Source organism: Streptomyces sp. NPDC006430 (genome assembly GCF_040612395.1).
Taxonomy (GTDB): Bacteria; Actinomycetota; Actinomycetes; order Streptomycetales; family Streptomycetaceae; genus Streptomyces.
Window position 1 is genome coordinate 189888 of sequence record NZ_JBEXQA010000002.1, and the last position, 16729, is coordinate 206616.

The window sequence follows — 16729 nt, forward strand, 5'->3', positions numbered from 1 at the left end:
GGCGGTCCGCCCGGTGCGTCGCGGCCTCGTGCGTCGGGGCCCGGTGTGTCGCGGCCCGGTGAGTTCCGATGCCCCTCACTGGGTCCCTCCTTCGAGCGCACCGGAGGTGCGGGTCCGGGCCAGACGGGCCGATGCCGCCTGCAGTTCCGTGGTCAGGGACTCCACGGTGGCGGCCATGTTCTCGGTGGCCTGCACCTTGAAGGTGTCGATCGCGTCCAGCGTCCGGTAGATCTGCGCGAACGCGGTCCGCAGCGTCTCGGCCCCCACGGCCGGGTCGGCGGCGATCCGTTGGATCTCCCCGCTCTGCGTGGACAGCATCTGCGCGTTGCCCCGGATCAGGTCCTCGGTCGTGTCGCGCAGGGAGTTGACCTGTGCGATCACCTTGCCCTGGTGGTCGAGCGCCGAGGCCAGCATCACGGCGATCCGCAGCGCGGAGACGGTGGTGGTGGCCGCCCGGTCAACCCCCTTGATCAACTCGTCGTTGTTGCGTCGGACCACGTCCATGGCGAGGTAGCCCTGCGCGCACACCGCCAACTGGGTCAGCAGGTCCTGACGCTTCTGGCGGACCGGGAAGAGGAGGTCGGCGCGCATCGCGTCGGCCTGCTGCGGGTCGGTGCCCTCGGCCTCGGCGATCCGCTGCTCGACGGCCGCGTCCAGGGCCTCGGTGAGCACCGCGTACTCCTGGAGCTTGCCCATGGTCTCCCACAGGCGTGCCCGTTCGGTGTGCAGGGCCGCGTTGTCGCGGCGCAGTTCGTCCTGGCCGCTGCGCAGCGCGCCCACGATCTTGTTGAGGGTGGTCTGCGAGGACGCGTACGCGGCCACGTGGTCGCGGAACTTGTTGCCGCCCGGCAGTTTCGCCAGGAGCCCCCGGACCCCCTTGGCCGGAGTGTCGCGCGGGTCGAGGTCCTCGACGGTGCGGCGCAGCTCGACCAGCGAGCCCGCGACACGGGCCTGGGCGTCGCCGCCCCCTCCGGAGCCGAGGGAGCGCACGGATCGCTCCAGCATCCGGTTGGACTGCTGGGCGGCGCTGCGGATGTCGGCGGCGCCGAGCGCGGAGACCTCGCCGATGCGGCTCGCGAACTCGGGGGAGCGGGTGTCGATCCCGGTGAGCGAGCCGACGTACTCCCCGGCCCGGCGGGCCATCTCCTCGCGCACCCCGTCCTGGAGCGGCACGAGGCCCGAGGCCTGCTCCCGTGCGACGGGGGCGACGGGCTCGGGAGCGGTGAGGACGAGCGGGCTCTCCTCGGGTGGTGTCAGAGTCATGGCGTGGTCCCCTCACCCTTGGCGCGCGCGGCCAGCGCCATGAGGATCTTGACGGTGGGTGCGCTGACCTGGCGGATGCCGGTCAGTTCCGGGTTGAGGTACGCGGCGTGCGAGGCGGTGGCCGCGGTGAACTCGGCCACACCGTTCTGTGGCCTGAACCCGTGGCGGACGGCCAGTTGGCGCAGCTTCGGGTCGGTGGCGAGGAGGGAGCCGAGCTCCTTGGCGTTCTCGCTGATCGGCACGAAGGTGTGCGGGGAGTTGACGGTGGTGTCCGGGTAGAGGACCACCATGTCGGCCGGAGCCTGCTTCTGCTGGAGCAGGGAGGCCACCTGGGACTCGTACGCGAGGATGAGCGGTTCTCCGCTGCCGGAGATGAAGGCCCGGAAGGGGTCGTCGGTGCTCGGTTCCAGGGCGCCCTGGACGGAGATCAGCTTCTGCATCAGGGGCGCGGTGCGGTCGATCCCGGCCTGGTCGGAGACCACGTTGCTGCCGTTGGCGACGTTGGAGGTGGCGGCCAGGAAGAGCGCTCCGGAGTTGGAGGTCGCGGGGTCGGTGGTCTTGATGAACACGGTGCCGGTCAGTTCGGCGTAAGCGGCGGAGCCGGACAACTGCTGCCAGCCGCGCTTCTCGTCGGCGGCCTTGAGGTAGGGGCCCATGAGGAGGGTTCCGGCATTCTTGCCGGTCAGTCTGGCGAGGCCGTTGTCGGCGAGCACCTTGGCGGCGTTGGAACGGGCGATGACCACGAGCGGGGAGAAGAACGGCTTGGTGGTCTGGGCGCCTTTGACACCGGCCGCGGCCTCGATCTCCGGGGCCGGCTCGCTGCTGCCGGGGAAGGCGAAGTCGAATTCCTTGAGGGCGAGCTGGTCCATCGCCCAGGAGCCGGAGGTCTCCGTCTGCACGGTGTAGCCCTTGTCGGCCAGGGCCTTGACGACGTCGGGATCGCGGAAGAATTCCGACTTCTCGGATCCGATGACGCCTTTCACTTTCACGGTCTTCGTTGCCGTGGTGGGGGTCTTTTTCCCGAGGAGCGCGACGGCCGTCACGCCGCCGAGGAGAAGGACCGCCAGGGCGATTCCTAGGATGCGTCTCACGGGTGCAGCGTGCTCACGGAAACCCACATTCCGCGCCCCGTTGAATGAACGTCAGGTGTCCAGGCGGTCCCACTTCGAAATGCTGTGTGGATCGGTGGGTGCTGGTAGGTGGGGCGGTGGGCCGGGAGGATCGTGCCATGGGCGTGAGCGCGTTGAAGTGGCAGGGCTGGCTTGCCGGCCTGACGGTCCTGGCCGGCCTGCTGGTGTTCGCCCCGCTGGGCCTGTACGTGTGGGCCAGCGGCGAGCCGGGTGCAGCGTCGTCGCGGGACGCGGCGCAGGACGTACGGGTCACCGGCTGCCGTGTGGACGCCGGGAGCCGGCGCGTGGCGGCGTCGGTGGAGGTGGCGGGGCGGCCCGCGGGCGTCGGCGCGTACGTCGTCACGGTGGAGTTCCGCGAGAGTCGCGATCCGGAGCCGGGGGAGCGGGTGGCCCAGGCGCTGGTGAAGGTTCCGGGCGTGGCCCCGGGTGCGACGGAGCACGCCGAGGCGGTCGGGCCCGTGTGGCCGGCCGCGACGGTGCCGTGGTGCGGGGTGGCGGGGGCGGAGTTCACGCCCGCCCCGTAGCCCGACTGCTTCGCGGGCCGTGGCCGGCGCCGTTGGCCGTTGGCCGGGGTCGTTGGCCAGGGCGCGGGCGGGCCTCGCCCGGGTTGTCCCGTTCGGCTCCCCGTCGGGGCGTGGCACCCGGTCCGGGGCCTCCGCGGCCCCGGACCGGGGCCGATCAGTGGCTGCCGGCCAGGTTCTGGGAGGCCAGGGCGGCGGCGTGGGCGTCCATGCGCTCGGCGGCGAGGATCGCGACGGTGGTGTCGGCGCGGGACGCGGCGACGACCAGCGCGCGGCCGGCGAGGTCATGGGCCCGCTGGTGCAGGGCTGCGGGGTCGGCGACGTCGGTGTGCGGCGCCCGGGCGGGCTCGGTGCCGCGCAGCCGCGCCACCTGGGCGGCGATGCGGGTAGCCGCACCGTCGAGGCCGAGCTCGTCGGTGACGGCGAGCAGGGCTGCCAGGTGTCCGGCGAGCTGGCTGTCCAGGGCTTCGGCGCGGCTGCTCCGGGGGTAGCCGGCGCGGTTGTCGCCGTGGTGGCCGCCCACACGGTGGACGACCGACTTGGTGCGGATCGGCTCGTACATGAGGTGGCCTCCTGCGTGGTCAGGAGGCCATCCTACATTGGATCGGTTCTAAAGTTGTGCTGAATCTTGAGTCGAATCTTGTGCTGAATCCGGCACGGACGCCGAAGGCGCGGCTACGGCTGACCGTATCCGTCCAGGAACGTGCCGATCCGGGTCACCGCGTCCGCCAGGTCCGTGGCGTTCGGCAGCGTGACGATGCGGAAGTGGTCGGGCTCGGGCCAGTTGAAGCCCGTGCCGTGGACCACCATGATCTTCTCGGCCCGCAGCAGGTCGAGGACCATCTGGCGGTCGTCCTTGATCTTGTAGACGGCCGGGTCGAGCCTCGGGAAGAGGTACAGCGCGCCCTGGGGCTTCACGCAGGTGATGCCGGGGATCTGGGTGAGCAGGTCGTACGCCGTGTCGCGCTGCTCCAGCAGCCGCCCGCCGGGCAGGACCAGGTCCTCGATGGACTGCCGGCCACCGAGGGCGGTCGCTACGGCGTGCTGCGAGGGCATGTTCGCGCACAGCCGCATGTTGGCCAGGATCGTCAGGCCCTCGATGTACGAGGACGCATGCTTCTTGGGGCCGCAGACCGCCATCCAGCCGGCCCGGTAGCCGGCGACGCGGTAGTTCTTGGAGAGCCCGTTGAAGGTCAGGGTCAGCAGGTCCGGAGCGATCGCGGCGGTGTTCGTGTGCGTGGCGCCGTCGAAGAGGATCCGGTCGTAGATCTCGTCCGAACAGACGACCAGGTTGTGGCGGCGCGCGATGTCCGTGAGGCCGCGCAGCATTTCGTCGTCGTAGACGGCGCCGGTCGGGTTGTTCGGGTTGATGATCACGATGGCGCGGGTGCGGTCGGTGACCTTGCGCTCGATGTCGGCGAGGTCCGGCATCCAGTCGGACTGCTCGTCGCAGCGGTAGTGCACGGCGGTGCCGCCGGCCAGCGACACGGAGGCGGTCCACAGCGGGTAGTCCGGCGCCGGCACCAGCACCTCGTCACCATCGTCGAGCAGCGCCTGCATCGACATCTGGATCAGCTCGGAAGCGCCGTTGCCGAGGTAGATGTCCTCGACGTCCAGCTCGATGCCCTTGGTCTGGTAGTGCTGCATGACCGCGCGGCGCGCGGAGAGCAGCCCCTTCGCGTCCCCGTACCCGTGGGCGGTGCCCAGGTTGCGGAGCATGTCCTCAAGGATCTCCGGCGGGCACTCGAAGCCGAAGGCCGCGGGGTTGCCGGTATTGAGCTTGAGGATGCGATGACCTGCTGCTTCGAGTCGCATGGCCTCTTCGAGCACGGGGCCGCGGATCTCGTAGCAGACATTGGCGAGTTTCGTTGACTGGATCACCTGCATAACGGGAGCTTACGGGCCCGACAGTGGCCCCGCCTCGACATTCGAGCCGGGAACGAGAAAGGGATATGTCCCGTTTCGAGTGATCCGAGGGCGTCGGTGCGGTCCGCCCTTGGAAACGGGGGCCGCCGTGGCGCTCCGGCCTACGGAATGGATGGGGCGCGATGCCAGGCGGTCTGGGGTGTTGCGCTCGTCACCCCGGGGCCGTGCGCGTCATCCGCGTGAGCCCGGCCCGAGGACGGCGTACGTCGCCTGTGTGAAGCCCGCGTCCAGGGTCCTGGCAGCGACCAGACGGAGGTCGACGTCCGCGTCCAGCCGGCCGAAGAGGGGCAGGCCCGAGCCGAGGAGCACCGGAGCCGTGGTGACCGTCAGCTCGTCCAGGAGCCCCTCCCGCAGGAAGGTCCGGACAAGCGCGCCGCCGTCCACGTAGACGCGCTCCGCGCCCTGTGCGACGAGCTCGGCCAGCAGCTCGTCCAGGGTCCGGTGGACGGTGATGCGCGGGTCGTCGGTGACCAGCCGGGTGCTGAGGACCGCCACGCGCTTGCCCTCGTACGGCCAGAATCCGAAGGTCAGGACCTTCTCGTAGGTGTTGCGGCCCAGCGCCAGCGTGTCGATCCCGGCCATGAACGCCTCGTAGCCCGTGTCCCCAGCCTCCGCGCCCCGCGCGGTGAGCCATTCGACGTCCCCGTCCGGGCGGGCGATGTACCCGTCCAGGCTGATGCCGACGGTGGTGGCGGTACGGAAGGTGCGGTCGTTGCGGTCGTTCATCGGATGTCCTCTCGTCGGTACGGGGCCAGGGCGGCGGCGACCGCGGCGCGCTGGCGCTGCGCGAGAGCCCCCTCGCGGTCCACGGCCCACAGCAGCCCCGCTCCCGCGACCGCCGCCCGCACGGCCGCGGCGAGTGCGGCCACGTCGGTGCCGGGGCGGAGCTCGCCGGCCTGCCCCGCCTCGTCCAGCAGCGCGTGGACGGCAGCCGCCTGGGCCTGCTGGACGGCGAGCGCGAGCCGGTGGAACTCCGGGTCCGAGAGGTCGGCGCAGAGGAACGCCAGGTGGTGGGCGTAGGCCTCGGGGGTTTCGACCGCGCTCCAGGTGGCGGTGACCAGCGCGTCGAGCGCGTCGAGGGGGGAGTCGTGTGCTGCGCGGACGTGCCCGACGAGCCGCTCGGCGTCCCGCACGCCCTGCTCCGCCAGCGCGAGCAGCATGCCGCGCTTGGAGCCGAAGCGCTGCACGAGCGTCCCGGGCACCAGTGCGACCTCGCGCGCCACGGCGGCCAGGGTCAGCCCGGCAGGTCCGGTGCGGCCCATGACGTCCACGGCGGCCCGGAGGATCGCGGTGTCGTCGATGCCCCGGGGGCGTCCTGCCATCGTGTCGCCGCCTCACTGGCCCATTAATGAATGACTGTTCATTCATTAAATCAGACCCGGGCTGCCGCCGGGGGTCTCGTCGGCGTCGCTGTCAGTCAGTGGCAGAGCCACGACCACCAGAGCCCGCTACGAGTATCAATGTCAGTGGTCGCCCTTAAGGTCGTGGGCTGGGGAGAGGGGCGGATCATGGAACGGCTGAGGATCCTCACGGGGGACGCGACCGGCCCGCAGGCCAAGGGGCCGAAGATCATCGCGCACCTGTGCAACGACATCGGCGGCTGGGGTAAGGGCTTCGTGCTCGCCCTCTCCAGGCGCTGGCCGGAGCCCGAGGCGGACTTCCGGGCCTGGCACCGGGGCCGCGCGGGCAACGACTACGGGCTGGGCGCCGTCCGCCTGGTGCAGGTCGAGGAGGACACCTGGGTCGCCAACATGGTGGGCCAGCGCGGAATACGCACCGACAGCGGGGGCGTCCCGATCCGCTACGACGCGGTGGAGCGCTGCCTGGCAGCGCTGACCGAGCACGCGGTCGAGCGGGGCGCCTCGGTCCACATGCCGCGCATCGGCTGCGGCCTGGCGGGCGGCACGTGGCCGCGCATCGAGCCGCTGATCACTCGCACGCTGTGCGCGCGGGGCGTGGTGGTGACCGTCTACGACCACGCGTGAACGGCCGTCGGGGCGGCACCCGAGGGACCGCCCCGACGGGCGCCGCGACGGTCGTTCGTCGGGACGGACCGCCTACGCCGACCGCTCCAGGATGACCAGCGGCAGTTCGCGGCCCGCGTGCTCCTGGTAGTCCTCGAAGGCGGGCCACAGACCCGTCAGCGCGGGCCAGTACGCCTCCCGCTCGTGCCGCCGCGCCGTCCGGGCCGTGGCGGCGAAGACCTTCGGGCCGACCTGGACCCGGACCTCCGGGTGCCCGGTGAGGTTCCGGTACCAGCGGGGGTGACACGGGGCGCCCCAGTCGGCCGCGACGACGACCAGCCGGTTCCCGTCCTCGATGTGGATCAGGGGGGTGCGGGCGGTGCGGCCCGTGGTGCGGTCGAGCGTGGTGAGCAGGAGCGTACGGACCCCGTGCCAGAGGTGGCCGTCGAGACCGCCGGTGGCCACGTAGTCGCGTACGTGGTCGCGGGCCAGGGGTGGCTTCGGGTCGGTGGGGTTGTCCCAGTCGATGCTGATCGTCTGCATGGCGGTGCCTCCGAGTCGGGCCCCCCGCGAGGCTTAACGATCCTTCGCCGATTCTGGATGCGGCCGCTCAACCCCGGGCGGGTCCCGGGTCCCGGCCCGGTCGTCCGAGGTTCTGTCCGGCGGGCCGAACCCGCGCGGACCCCCGCCCGGGCAGACCTCCGACCCGCGCGGACCCCCGGCGCGGGCCGCCCGCGCCGGGGGTCCGTCAGCAGCGTCCGTACGGCGTCGCCGCCCCCGCTAGGGGAGGTAGCGCTCGATGACCGTCGGGCCTTCCTTCTCGATCAGCTTCCGGGCCTTTTCGACCCGCTCCGGAGTCGGGTCGGCGCCCGTCGCCATGACGAGGTCCTCGGGGTCGTAGGGCCGCTCCCCGCCCGTCCAGAGCTTGACCGGACGGTCGGCGGGTTCGCGCTGCTGGTCCGCATCACTGTCCATCGGTTACCTCCTCTGAATGCCCCCCGATTCCCCCATCCTCCGGCGGCGGCCCCATGAACGCACTTCGGCGCCCCGCCGGCCCCGGGCAGGACGCCGGAACCGGGCCGACCGGCGGCGCTGCTACGCGGCGACCGCCCCCAGCGCCGTCAGGGCGACGATCCCGGCACAGATGCCGAGGTTGACCGTCCTGTGCTCCCAGAAGACCGCCACGAACTCGCGCAGGGTGGCGCTCGGCCAGTAGTACCGGGCCGTCGGAGAACCCAGCACCTGCCCGTTCACTCCGGCCTTGCGGGCCATCATCGCGGCGCGGAAGGCGTGGAAGTTGTTGGTGACGACCACGCACCGGTAGTCGGGGTCGCCGTCCCGCATGATCGTGCGACTGAAGACGAGGTTCTCCTCCGTCGTGCGGGAACGATCCTCCAGCCGTACGTCCTCCTCCGGCACGCCCTGTGCGATCAGCCAGTCCGCCATCGCCCGCGCTTCCGGGAGCTTTTCGTCCGGCCCCTGACCGCCCGAGGTCAGCAGCAGCGGCACCCGGCCGCCGCGGGCCACCTGAGCGGCGTGGATCTGCCGGCCCTTCTCCAGGCGGGAGGCCAGCAACGGGGGCACCCGCTCGCCGCCGATGAGACCGGAGCCCAGGACCACCACGTAGTCGACGTCGCCGCGCACCCTGATCCGCCCGTACAGATAGGCGTAGGCGAGGAAGCACAGGAAGACGAAGGAGACGTAGCCCACCAGCAGTACCAGTCCCGCCACCAGCACGTTCAAGGCCTGCGATCCCCAGCCGGCCGCCCCGAGGACCAGGGCGATCAGCGCGAATATCCCGACGCCCGCCGCGAAGGACAGCAGGTTGGCCGGGCTGCGGCCCTCCTTGCGGACCATCGTCAGGCCGTTGCCGATCAGGAAGCAGCCGAGTGCGAGCGGCCCGAGCGTGGGCACCAGGAAGATCAACATCAGTGCGATCACGCCGAGCGGCGACGGCAGCCCCGGGATCAGGAACATCAGGCCGAGGGAGGCGAAGACTGAGGTCAGGCCAAGGAGGACCGCGTTCCGGAAGCGTCGCCGGTCCGTGCGCACGCTCACGCAGAAGAGGACGAAGAAGAGCGCGGCGGGCGCGAAGGCGAACGCGGCGGGGACGAAGGCGAGCATGCGGATCATGGTAGGTGCGCCCGATGAACGCTCAGCGGCCCTGGTGCGGCGTCCTGCGGACCGACCGTCCCGCCAGGACGTCGGTCCTGCGGCCGTCCCGCATCACGAACCGACCGTCGATCAGGACGTACGGGATACCGGTCGGCGGGGTCCGCGGGTTCTCGTACGTCGATCCCGCCGCGACCGTCTCCGGATCGAAGAGGACGAGATCGGCGCGGTGCCCCGTGCGCACCACCCCCCGGTCGGGCAGGCGCAGTCGGGCCGCCGGACGGCCGGTCAGATGGGCCACGCACTCCTCCAGGGAGAGCACCCCGAGCTCGCGGACGTAGTGGCCGAGGTAGTGGGGGAACGTGCCGTACGCCCGCGGGTGCGGCTTCGCGCCGCGCAGGATGCCGTCGGAGCCGCCGGTGTGCACGCGGTGGCGCATGATCGCCCGGACGTTCTCCTCGTGCCCGACGTGCTGGAGGATCGTCGGCCCCAACCGGTCCTGCACCAGCAGCCGTCGGGCGCCCTCCCAGTCGTGCAGGCGGGTGCCGACGTACCCGCCGAACGCGGGGTCCGCCGTCCCCGAGACCTCGATCGTCGACCAGTCGACCGGGACCCCGTGGCAGCCGTCGGCCCCGGTCACCTCCAGCGCGTACCGGATCCGCTCGGCCTCGGCGTCGTCGCGCAGGCGTGCGAGCACCGCCTCGGGGCCGCCCTCGCCCGCCCAACTGGGCAGCAGCGCGACGAGGGTGGTGCAGCCGGGGGTGTACGGGTAGCTGTCCAGGGTGATGTCGGCGCCGCCCGCCAGTGCCGCGTCCAGCAGGGCGAGCAGCTCGGGGGCGCGGCCCTGGTTCTCGCGGAAGTTCATGGTGGCGTGCGCGAGGTGGAGCGCGCAGCCCGCTTCCCGGGCCAGTCCGACCATTTCGGCGTACGCATCGAGCGCGCCGCGCCCGTACGAGCGGTGGTGCGGGCAGTAGTAGCCGCCGTACGAGGCCACCACGCGGCACAGCTCGCCCAGTTCGGCGCCGGACGCGTACATCCCGGGGGTGTAGGTGAGCCCCGAGGACATGCCGACCGCGCCCTGCGCGAGCCCCTCCGCGACGAGCGTGCGCATCCGGTCCAGTTCGGCGGGGGTCGCGGGACGGTCGTCCCAGCCGAGGGCGTACGCCCGTACGGTGCCCTGCGGGACGAGGTACGCGGCGTTGACGGCGACGCCCCGGTCGAGCCGGGCCAGGTAGCCGGCCACGTCCCGCCAGGTGAAGTCGGCGTCCTCGCCGGGGCCGTTCCAGCCGGTGATGGCGGCCCGCACCTCGGCGAGGGTGCGGTCGTCGACGGGGGCGTACGAGAGCCCGTCCTGGCCGAGGACTTCGAGGGTCACGCCCTGGGCGGCCTTCGCACTGTGGTCCGGGTCGTGCAACAGGGCGAGGTCACTGTGCGCGTGCATGTCGACGAAGCCCGGGGCCAGGGCCAGGCCGTGCGCGTCGATGTTCCGGAGGCCGCCCGAGCGGATCCGGCCGATCTCGGCGATCCGACCCTCGTGGACGCCCACGTCGGCGGTGTACGAGGGCCCGCCCGTGCCGTCGACGACGCGGGCCCCGCGGACGACCAGGTCCACCGGCGCGGCTAGAAGAAGGTGCGGACGTAGTCGGTCACCGTGCCGTCGGCCTCGACGACCGGAATCAGCGGCCACTTCTCGAAGATCGTGCAGGGGTGGGACATGCCGAGCGCCACCCAGTCGCCGACGTTCACGTCATCGGCGGAGTCGGTCTCCAGCCAGGCGTGCTGGTCGGACAGCTTGACCACGCGGACGCCGGTGGCGGGGCGTTCCTCGCCGGTGAGGGCGTCGCGGACCAGCTCGACCTCGGGCAGGCCCAGGTCGTAGGCGATGTCGCGCTTGCCGGCGTTGACGAAGGCCTGGGTGGGGGACGGCCGGGAGACGACCTGGGTCCACAGCCGGAAGGCCGGGCGCAGGCCACCCTCCTCGGGGACGCGGTTGAAGGGGGTCAGGCGGGTGTACCAGCCGTGGTCGTGGGAGACGTACGCCCCGGAGCGCAGCAGTCGCAGCACAGGCCGCGACAGCTCCGGCAGCTCGGCGAAGACGTCCGCGACGGCATCGAACCAGGCGGAGCCGCCGGCGCTGACGACGATCTCCTCCAGGTCCGGGGCGAACCGGCCGGCCTTGTCGAACTCGACGGCCAGGGCGGTCATCCGGCGCAGGTAGGCGTGGACGGACTCCGGGTCCGCGCCGGGGACCTCCGCCTCGTACCCGGCGACGCCGACCAGACGCAGGGAGGCGGCCCGGGCGACGGCGTCGGCGACGGCGCGGCAGTCGTCGTCGGTCCGCGCTCCGGTACGGGCGCCCTCTCCGGCCCCGAGCTCGACGACGACGTCGACGACCGCGCCGCGGCCCGCGAGGGCCCGGTCCATGAGCTCGACGCCGCGCACCGAGTCGACGTAGCAGACGAAGCGGAAGGCGGGGTCGGCGGCCAGCTCGTCGGCCACCCAGTGCAGGGCGGCCGGGTCGACGAGCTCGTTGGCGAGGAAGATCCGCTCGATACCGAAGGCGCGGTAGACACGGGCCTGGTGGGGGACGGCCGCGGTGATGCCCCACGCCCCGTGTTCCAGCTGGCGGTGGAAGAGCTGCGGGGCCATGCAGGTCTTGCCGTGCGGGGCGAACGCGAGGTGGTGGCGGGCGGCGTACGCGCCCAGTGCCGTGAGGTTGTGCTCCAACGCCTCGGCGTCGAGGGTGAGGACGGGGGTGGTGAACCCACCGCTGTACAGGTCGCGCCGCTGCTCCGCGAGCCGGCCGACGGTCAGGGCGGCGCGCTCGGCGTCCGGGGGCAGGCCCTTGAAGCGGTGGTCGACCCTTTCGTCGGCCAGCCTGCGGACTGCGTCGGCGCTGCCCATACGGATCCTCCTAGCGTTGCGCTCTGCGCAACGTGCGTTGCGGGATGTGCTGGCTGCTGTCTAACATCTCCGGTGACGACGGGTCAACGCCCGGCCGTGCCCGCGGGTTCCACCCGGTTCCGGCGGGTGGGCGACGGGTGGTGGCGGGCGGACCGGACGGAAGGACGCGGCGTGAGCCAGTCGGTGGAGCGGGCGCTGCGCATCCTGCCCGTACTGGCCAAGGGGCCGGCCGGCCTCGGCGAGGTCGCCGAGGAGCTCGCCGTCCACAAGAGCACGGCCCTACGACTGCTGCGCACCCTGCACGAGCACGGCCTCGTCTACCGGCAGGCCGACGGCCGCTACCGGCTCGGCGCCCGGCTCTTCGCGCTGGCCGCCGAAGCCGTCGAGAACCTCGACGTCCGGGACGTCGCGCACCCGCACCTCGTCGAGCTGAACCGGGCCACGGGCCACACCGTCCACCTCGCTCTCCACCAGGACGACGACGTCGTGTACATCGACAAGGTCGACAGCCGCTATCCGGTGCGCATGTACTCCCGCATCGGCAGGCCCGTCCCGCTCACCGTCGCCGCCGTCGCGAAGGTCCTGGTCGCCGACCTGCCCGAGGCCGAGCGCCGCAGCCTCGCCGAGCGGATCGACTACCCCCGCCACACCCCGCGCTCCACCCCGGACGCGGCGGCCTTCCTCCGCGAGCTGGCCGTCGTACGGGACCGGGGCTGGGCCACCGACTTCGGCGGCCACGAGGAGTCCCTCAACTGCCTCGCGGCACCCGTGTACGGCCCCGACGGGCGGGTCGTCGCGGCGCTCTCCGTCTCCGCGCCCACGGTGGTGGTCGACGCGGACGGGCTGCTCGAACTACTGCCGCAGGTACGGCACACCGCCGACGCCATCAGCCGGGACTGCTCCGGCGCCGCACCGCAGACGAAGGACGAGGACCCCGCATGACCGAGAAGACGGCCGTCACGCCCGACAGCCACACCACGCCCCCGGCGACGTTCTCGCACGGCGTGCGCAAGGGGAACATCCTCCAGGTCGCCGGCCAGGTCGGCTTCCTCCCGCACGTCGAAGGCCGGGCACCCACCCCCGCCGGGCCGACGCTGCGCGAGCAGACGCTCCAGACGCTGGAGAACGTCCGCTCCGTCCTGGAGGCCGGCGGGGCGAGCTGGGACGACGTGATGATGATCCGCGTCTACCTGACGGACACCGGGCACTTCGCCGAGATGAACGCCCTGTACGACGCCTACTTCGAGGAGCAGGGACTCAAGGAGGCTCCCGCCGCCCGGACCACGGTGTACGTGGGCCTGCCCGCCGGCCTGCTCATCGAGATCGACGCCCTCGCCGTCCTCGGATAGCCGGCGACGGACGGCAGGGGCGGCGGGACAGCGGGACAGCGCGGCGGGACCGGTGGAGCAGCGGTGGGGCGCCCCCCTGGCGGTGGGGCGCCCCGGTGCGACGGGCCGTCACACGCAGTACTGCGCCTGCTTGCCGATCGAGCGGTACATGCAGTCCGCGTTCTCCAGCAGTTGCAGGACCGCGTCGCGGTTGCGTGCTGTCTCGCGGTCGATCACCTCGTCCGGCGGGTAGAAGCCGCCCCCGCCGCCCGTGTCGGACGGGTACATCTCAAAGGTGTAGGCGAAGATCTTCTGGTCGCCCCACAGCCAGTCGTCGATCGTCCCGTCCGTGATGTACAGGTCGCTCGACTGCTCCGGCGTGTAGCCGTTGCTGTTCGCCATGCTCGTGCCGATGGTCTTGTACACGGCGAGGTCGTCGGCCGTCAGGCCCGGCGCCGTGTCGTTGTACGTCCACCCGAACGGCCACAGCACCAGCTCGCTGTACGTGTGGAAGTCGATGGCGGCGGTGATCTGCTGCTTTCCGCCGACCACGCGGCTGCGGACGAAGTCCGAGACCACCTTCACCTCCGGGGCCGACTCGGCCGCGGCGCCGCGGTAGGTCTCGGAGCTCTTGCTGCCGCTGGAGCCGCCGCAGCAGCCCCACTTGTAGTTCCAGTTCCTGTTCTCGTCCGTGCCGACGTACGAGGAGCCGGAGTTCGGCTGCCGGTTCTTGCGCCACGAGCGGTAGGACCCGGTCGCGATGTCGTACTCGCCGCCGTCCGGGTTGAGGTCCGGCACGATCCAGATCTCGCGGGCGTTGGCCATGTTCGTGACCCGCGTGTCGCTGCCGTACTTCGAGCCGAACTCCTTGAGCAGGTAGAGCGCCATCTCGACGGTCAGGTGCTCGCGGGCGTGCTGGTGGTGCGTGAAGAGGACCTCGGGCTCGTTCTCGTCGGTCGCGACGTTGTCGCTGATCTTGATGGCGACGATGTCCCGACCCTGGTACGACTTTCCGATCACCTTCTTGCTCATGATCGAGGGGTACTGCGCGATGCGCTGGTCGATCTCGGCGTTCGCCTCGGCGTAGTTGTGGTACATCGAGTCCTTGGACGGGAAGTCCATCGGGCTCGCGACGACGCCCCGTTCGGAGCGATCCGGCGGACCGGGCAGCGCGGTGAGCTTGTAGCCGAGCGCGCGCAGGGTCTTGACCTGCAGGGTGTCGGCGCTCACGACGACCGATCGGGCGTCGACCTCGTCGATCGAGACGCCCGTGCGCAGCAGGGCGGTGCGCTCGGCCGCCGTGGCCGGCCCCTGGATCTCGTACTGGCCGATGGCCTCGTCCTGGGTCGCGGTCGAAGGTGTGGGCGGTGGGGCCGCCGTCGCGCTCATGCCGTAGGCGGGTGCGCCGAGCGCGAGAGCGAGCAGGGCCGCCGTGACGGCGGCCCTGCGTTGGGTGTGGAGCCGCATGCGTTCTCCTGGGTGGGAGTGTGGGGTAGCCGTGCGGACGCGCACAGCGTGCTCTTGTGGCATGTCCCGGTCAAGGGCCGAAAACCGGCCAGATTCCCGTGAAGGCCACCCCCACACGTACCGCCTAGGGCAGGCTGTGAACCTTCGGACCCACCGCGTTGGACCAAGTACTACCCGCCTTGGCGTCCCAGTTGGTCGACCAGGTCATCGCGCCGCGCAGCCCGGGGTAGGTCTTCGACGGCTTGAAGGATCCGCAGTTCGTGCCCCTGGTGAGGCAGTCCAACGCGTTGTTCACGACGGTCGGGGAGACGTACCCGCTGCCCGCGCCGCTCGGTGAGGCCGGGACGCCGATGCCCACCTGCGAGGGGTCGAGGCCGCCCTCCAGTTGGATGCAGGCCAGCGCGGTGAGGAAGTCCACCGAGCCCTGCGAGTAGACCTTGCCGTCGCAGCCGTTCATCGAGCCGCTGTTGTAGTACTGCATGTTGACGACGGTGAGGATGTCCTTGACGTTCAGTGCCGTCTTGAAGTAGCCGCCCGCCGTCGACTGCATGTCGATGGTCTGCGGCGCCATCGTGAGCACCAGCGAGGGGCCCGCCTTCGCGGACAGCGAGCGCAGCGCCTGTGTCATGTAGGTCGGATTGAGGCCGTTCTCCAGGTCGATGTCGATCCCGCTGAAGCCGTACTCCTGCATCAGTGCGTACGCCGAGTTCGCCAGGTTGTTCGCGGAGGTCGAGTCGTTCACCGAGATGGTGCCCTTCTCGCCGCCGATCGAGAGGACGACTGACGTGCCGGCCGCCTTCTTCGCCGCGACGTCCGCCTTGAACTGGGCGACGGTGTAGCCGCCGAGACCCGCGGAGTCGAGGGTGAAGGCGATGGCCCCGGGCGTGGTCGTGGCGTCGGCGAACGAGACGGCGATGATGTCGTACTGCGAGGAGACGTCGGAGATCTTCTGGACGGTCGCGCCGTTGTTGAAGTTCTGCCAGTAGCCCGTCAGCGCGTGCTTGGGGACCGAGGGGTTCGGGTTCGGGTTCCCGCCACCGGTCGTCGTACCGGTCACCGCCGCGGACTTGGGGCCCTCGCCCGCCGCGTTGTACGCGCTCACCTGGAAGGAGTACGAGGTGGCGGCGGCGAGTCCGGTGATCTGCGCGGGGGAGCCGGACACGGTCCGGACGCGGACCCCGTCCTGATAGACGTAGTAGCCGGTGGCCCCACTGACCGCGTTCCACGAGAGGGTGAGCCCGTTCGTGCTCTGGCCGGAAACCGCGGCCCCGGCCGGCGCGCCGGGGACGGACGGGCCGGGGTCGGTGCCGCCGCCCCCGTCCGGGCCGAAGACGCTGAACTCGTCGACGACGTAGGCGGGCTGGCCGTACCAGCCGTGCGTCCACACCGTGACCTGGGTGGTGTTGGGCCCGGTGGTGAAGGTGGTGGAGAGCTTCTGCCAGCCGCTGCCCGAGCCGGGGGTCCAGGTGGAGACGTCCTGCGTGCCGGTCCCGGTCGCGCCGAGGTACACGTACGAGCCCTGGACCTGCCCGCTGAGGGTGTACGTCGAGTTCGGCTTGACCGTGACGGTCTGGCTGCACTGCGCGTTGTCCTGGCCCGACGGGGTGCCCTTGAGGGCGCCGGCCCCGGAGGAGACGGGGGAGGAGACGACGGCCCCGCTGTCGGCGGTGCAGGTCCAGTTGGCGAGGCCGGACTCGAAGCCTCCGTTACGGACGACGTTGACGTCTGCGGCCTGTGCGGTGCCGGTGGCGAGGGCGGTGAGGCCGCCGGCGGCGAGGGTCGCGGCGCCCAGGAGGGCGAGGGAGCGTATGCGGTTCACGTGGTCTCCGTGGGGGGAGAAGGGGATGTGGAGGGAGGGGTGGAACGGGTGGGGGAACGCCCGGGGGCATGAGTGGGAGACCCCGCACTCAAGTTGGTCCAGACCAATCCTTGTGTCAATACTCTTTGCAATGTGGCTTGAATTGATGGGGCGTCCGATCCTGGTTGTCCGGGTTTCCCGCCACCTGTGACATGCGCTTGCCGCACGGGAATTCCCAAGGCCCTGCCCTGCCAGGGACGACGCGGATATGGTGCTGGAGCAAGGGGGAGTGGCGTCGGACGTTTGCGGTCGCGCA

17 protein-coding genes are annotated in these 16729 nt (G+C 71.4%); 4 read left to right on the plus strand and 13 right to left on the minus strand.

Translation table 11 applies throughout. From position 1 onward, the window contains the following. Positions 1–75: 75 nt before the first annotated feature. Positions 76–1263 (minus strand): toxic anion resistance protein, encoded by a 1188-nt coding sequence (locus ABZZ20_RS03955; RefSeq protein WP_356866443.1) that lies wholly within the window; start codon positions 1261–1263, stop codon positions 76–78. Further along, entirely contained in the window at positions 1260–2354 is a 1095-nt protein-coding gene (locus ABZZ20_RS03960; protein ID WP_356866445.1) for a hypothetical protein, read from the minus strand. The genes ABZZ20_RS03955 and ABZZ20_RS03960 overlap by 4 nt, the downstream gene beginning before the upstream one ends. 143 nt (positions 2355–2497) lie before the next feature. On the opposite strand from ABZZ20_RS03960, the gene ABZZ20_RS03965 reads away from it, so the two are divergent. Further along, on the plus strand, positions 2498–2917 hold the full coding sequence (locus tag ABZZ20_RS03965; RefSeq protein WP_356866447.1) for a hypothetical protein: 420 nt from the start codon (positions 2498–2500) through the stop codon (positions 2915–2917). Between the two features lie 154 nt (positions 2918–3071). Here ABZZ20_RS03965 and ABZZ20_RS03970 read toward each other — a convergent pair whose 3' ends face one another. The 4 genes from ABZZ20_RS03970 to ABZZ20_RS03985 all read right to left on the minus strand — a co-directional run bounded on the left by ABZZ20_RS03970 (position 3072) and on the right by ABZZ20_RS03985 (position 6162). Beyond that, on the minus strand, positions 3072–3476 hold the full coding sequence (locus ABZZ20_RS03970; RefSeq protein ID WP_356866449.1) for a hypothetical protein: 405 nt from the start codon (positions 3474–3476) through the stop codon (positions 3072–3074). 113 nt (positions 3477–3589) lie between these two features. Further along, on the minus strand, positions 3590–4801 hold the full coding sequence (locus ABZZ20_RS03975; protein ID WP_356866450.1) for a pyridoxal phosphate-dependent aminotransferase: 1212 nt from the start codon (positions 4799–4801) through the stop codon (positions 3590–3592). Between the two features lie 210 nt (positions 4802–5011). Then, positions 5012–5566 carry a dihydrofolate reductase family protein gene (locus ABZZ20_RS03980; RefSeq protein WP_356866452.1) on the minus strand — a complete coding sequence of 185 codons (555 nt, stop codon included), beginning with the start codon at positions 5564–5566 and terminating at the stop codon, positions 5012–5014. Then, positions 5563–6162 carry a helix-turn-helix domain-containing protein gene (locus tag ABZZ20_RS03985; RefSeq protein WP_356866454.1) on the minus strand — a complete coding sequence of 200 codons (600 nt, stop codon included), beginning with the start codon at positions 6160–6162 and terminating at the stop codon, positions 5563–5565. Before ABZZ20_RS03985 ends, ABZZ20_RS03980 begins: the two co-directional genes overlap by 4 nt. Before the next feature lie 186 nt (positions 6163–6348). On the opposite strand from ABZZ20_RS03985, the gene ABZZ20_RS03990 reads away from it, so the two are divergent. Further along, a complete protein-coding gene (locus ABZZ20_RS03990) occupies positions 6349–6825 on the plus strand; it encodes a macro domain-containing protein (protein ID WP_356866456.1) in 477 nt (158 codons plus the stop codon). Positions 6826–6897: 72 nt separating this feature from the next. Here the strand turns inward: ABZZ20_RS03990 and ABZZ20_RS03995 are convergent, their stop codons facing one another. The 5 genes from ABZZ20_RS03995 to ABZZ20_RS04015 form a co-directional block, all read right to left on the minus strand. Beyond that, positions 6898–7347, minus strand: a complete 450-nt coding sequence (locus ABZZ20_RS03995; protein WP_356866458.1) for a nitroreductase/quinone reductase family protein — start codon at positions 7345–7347, stop codon at positions 6898–6900. A gap of 237 nt (positions 7348–7584) precedes the next feature. After that, entirely contained in the window at positions 7585–7779 is a 195-nt protein-coding gene (locus tag ABZZ20_RS04000; protein ID WP_356866460.1) for a hypothetical protein, read from the minus strand. A gap of 120 nt (positions 7780–7899) precedes the next feature. Continuing rightward, positions 7900–8928, minus strand: coding sequence for a YdcF family protein (locus tag ABZZ20_RS04005; RefSeq protein WP_356866462.1), 1029 nt, complete (start codon positions 8926–8928; stop codon positions 7900–7902). 31 nt (positions 8929–8959) lie between these two features. Next, a complete protein-coding gene (locus tag ABZZ20_RS04010; RefSeq protein ID WP_356866464.1) occupies positions 8960–10528 on the minus strand; it encodes a D-aminoacylase in 1569 nt (522 codons plus the stop codon). Positions 10529–10536: 8 nt separating this feature from the next. Beyond that, positions 10537–11820, minus strand: coding sequence for an alanine racemase (locus ABZZ20_RS04015; RefSeq protein ID WP_356866466.1), 1284 nt, complete (start codon positions 11818–11820; stop codon positions 10537–10539). A 171-nt stretch (positions 11821–11991) separates the two neighbouring features. On the opposite strand from ABZZ20_RS04015, the gene ABZZ20_RS04020 reads away from it, so the two are divergent. Both ABZZ20_RS04020 and ABZZ20_RS04025 read left to right on the plus strand, forming a co-directional pair. Beyond that, positions 11992–12762, plus strand: a complete 771-nt coding sequence (locus ABZZ20_RS04020) for an IclR family transcriptional regulator (RefSeq protein WP_356866468.1) — start codon at positions 11992–11994, stop codon at positions 12760–12762. Then, entirely contained in the window at positions 12759–13169 is a 411-nt protein-coding gene (locus tag ABZZ20_RS04025; protein WP_356866470.1) for a RidA family protein, read from the plus strand. Before ABZZ20_RS04020 ends, ABZZ20_RS04025 begins: the two co-directional genes overlap by 4 nt. A gap of 108 nt (positions 13170–13277) precedes the next feature. On the opposite strand, the gene ABZZ20_RS04030 is transcribed toward ABZZ20_RS04025, so the two are convergent. Together ABZZ20_RS04030 and ABZZ20_RS04035 are read right to left on the minus strand one after the other, a co-directional pair. Then, positions 13278–14615 carry a M14 family metallopeptidase gene (locus ABZZ20_RS04030; protein ID WP_356866472.1) on the minus strand — a complete coding sequence of 446 codons (1338 nt, stop codon included), beginning with the start codon at positions 14613–14615 and terminating at the stop codon, positions 13278–13280. A gap of 124 nt (positions 14616–14739) precedes the next feature. Beyond that, the gene (locus ABZZ20_RS04035) at positions 14740–16407 is read right to left on the minus strand and encodes a glycosyl hydrolase family 18 protein (protein WP_356867201.1); all 1668 of its coding nucleotides are present in this window, start codon (positions 16405–16407) and stop codon (positions 14740–14742) included. Positions 16408–16729 lie beyond the last annotated feature (322 nt).

Bases quoted from the DNA above. Each gene is read 5' to 3' on its own strand.
- ABZZ20_RS03955 (WP_356866443.1), bottom strand. From the start codon at position 1,263: ATGACTCTGACACCACCCGAGGAGAGCCCGCTCGTCCTCACCGCTCCC.
- ABZZ20_RS03970 (WP_356866449.1), bottom strand. From the start codon at position 3,476: ATGTACGAGCCGATCCGCACCAAGTCGGTCGTCCACCGTGTGGGCGGC.
- ABZZ20_RS03975 (WP_356866450.1), bottom strand. From the start codon at position 4,801: ATGCAGGTGATCCAGTCAACGAAACTCGCCAATGTCTGCTACGAGATC.
- ABZZ20_RS03980 (WP_356866452.1), bottom strand. From the start codon at position 5,566: ATGAACGACCGCAACGACCGCACCTTCCGTACCGCCACCACCGTCGGC.
- ABZZ20_RS03985 (WP_356866454.1), bottom strand. From the start codon at position 6,162: ATGGCAGGACGCCCCCGGGGCATCGACGACACCGCGATCCTCCGGGCC.
- ABZZ20_RS03990 (WP_356866456.1), top strand. From the start codon at position 6,349: ATGGAACGGCTGAGGATCCTCACGGGGGACGCGACCGGCCCGCAGGCC.
- ABZZ20_RS03995 (WP_356866458.1), bottom strand. From the start codon at position 7,347: ATGCAGACGATCAGCATCGACTGGGACAACCCCACCGACCCGAAGCCA.
- ABZZ20_RS04000 (WP_356866460.1), bottom strand. From the start codon at position 7,779: ATGGACAGTGATGCGGACCAGCAGCGCGAACCCGCCGACCGTCCGGTC.
- ABZZ20_RS04005 (WP_356866462.1), bottom strand. From the start codon at position 8,928: ATGCTCGCCTTCGTCCCCGCCGCGTTCGCCTTCGCGCCCGCCGCGCTC.
- ABZZ20_RS04015 (WP_356866466.1), bottom strand. From the start codon at position 11,820: ATGGGCAGCGCCGACGCAGTCCGCAGGCTGGCCGACGAAAGGGTCGAC.
- ABZZ20_RS04025 (WP_356866470.1), top strand. From the start codon at position 12,759: ATGACCGAGAAGACGGCCGTCACGCCCGACAGCCACACCACGCCCCCG.
- ABZZ20_RS04030 (WP_356866472.1), bottom strand. From the start codon at position 14,615: ATGCGGCTCCACACCCAACGCAGGGCCGCCGTCACGGCGGCCCTGCTC.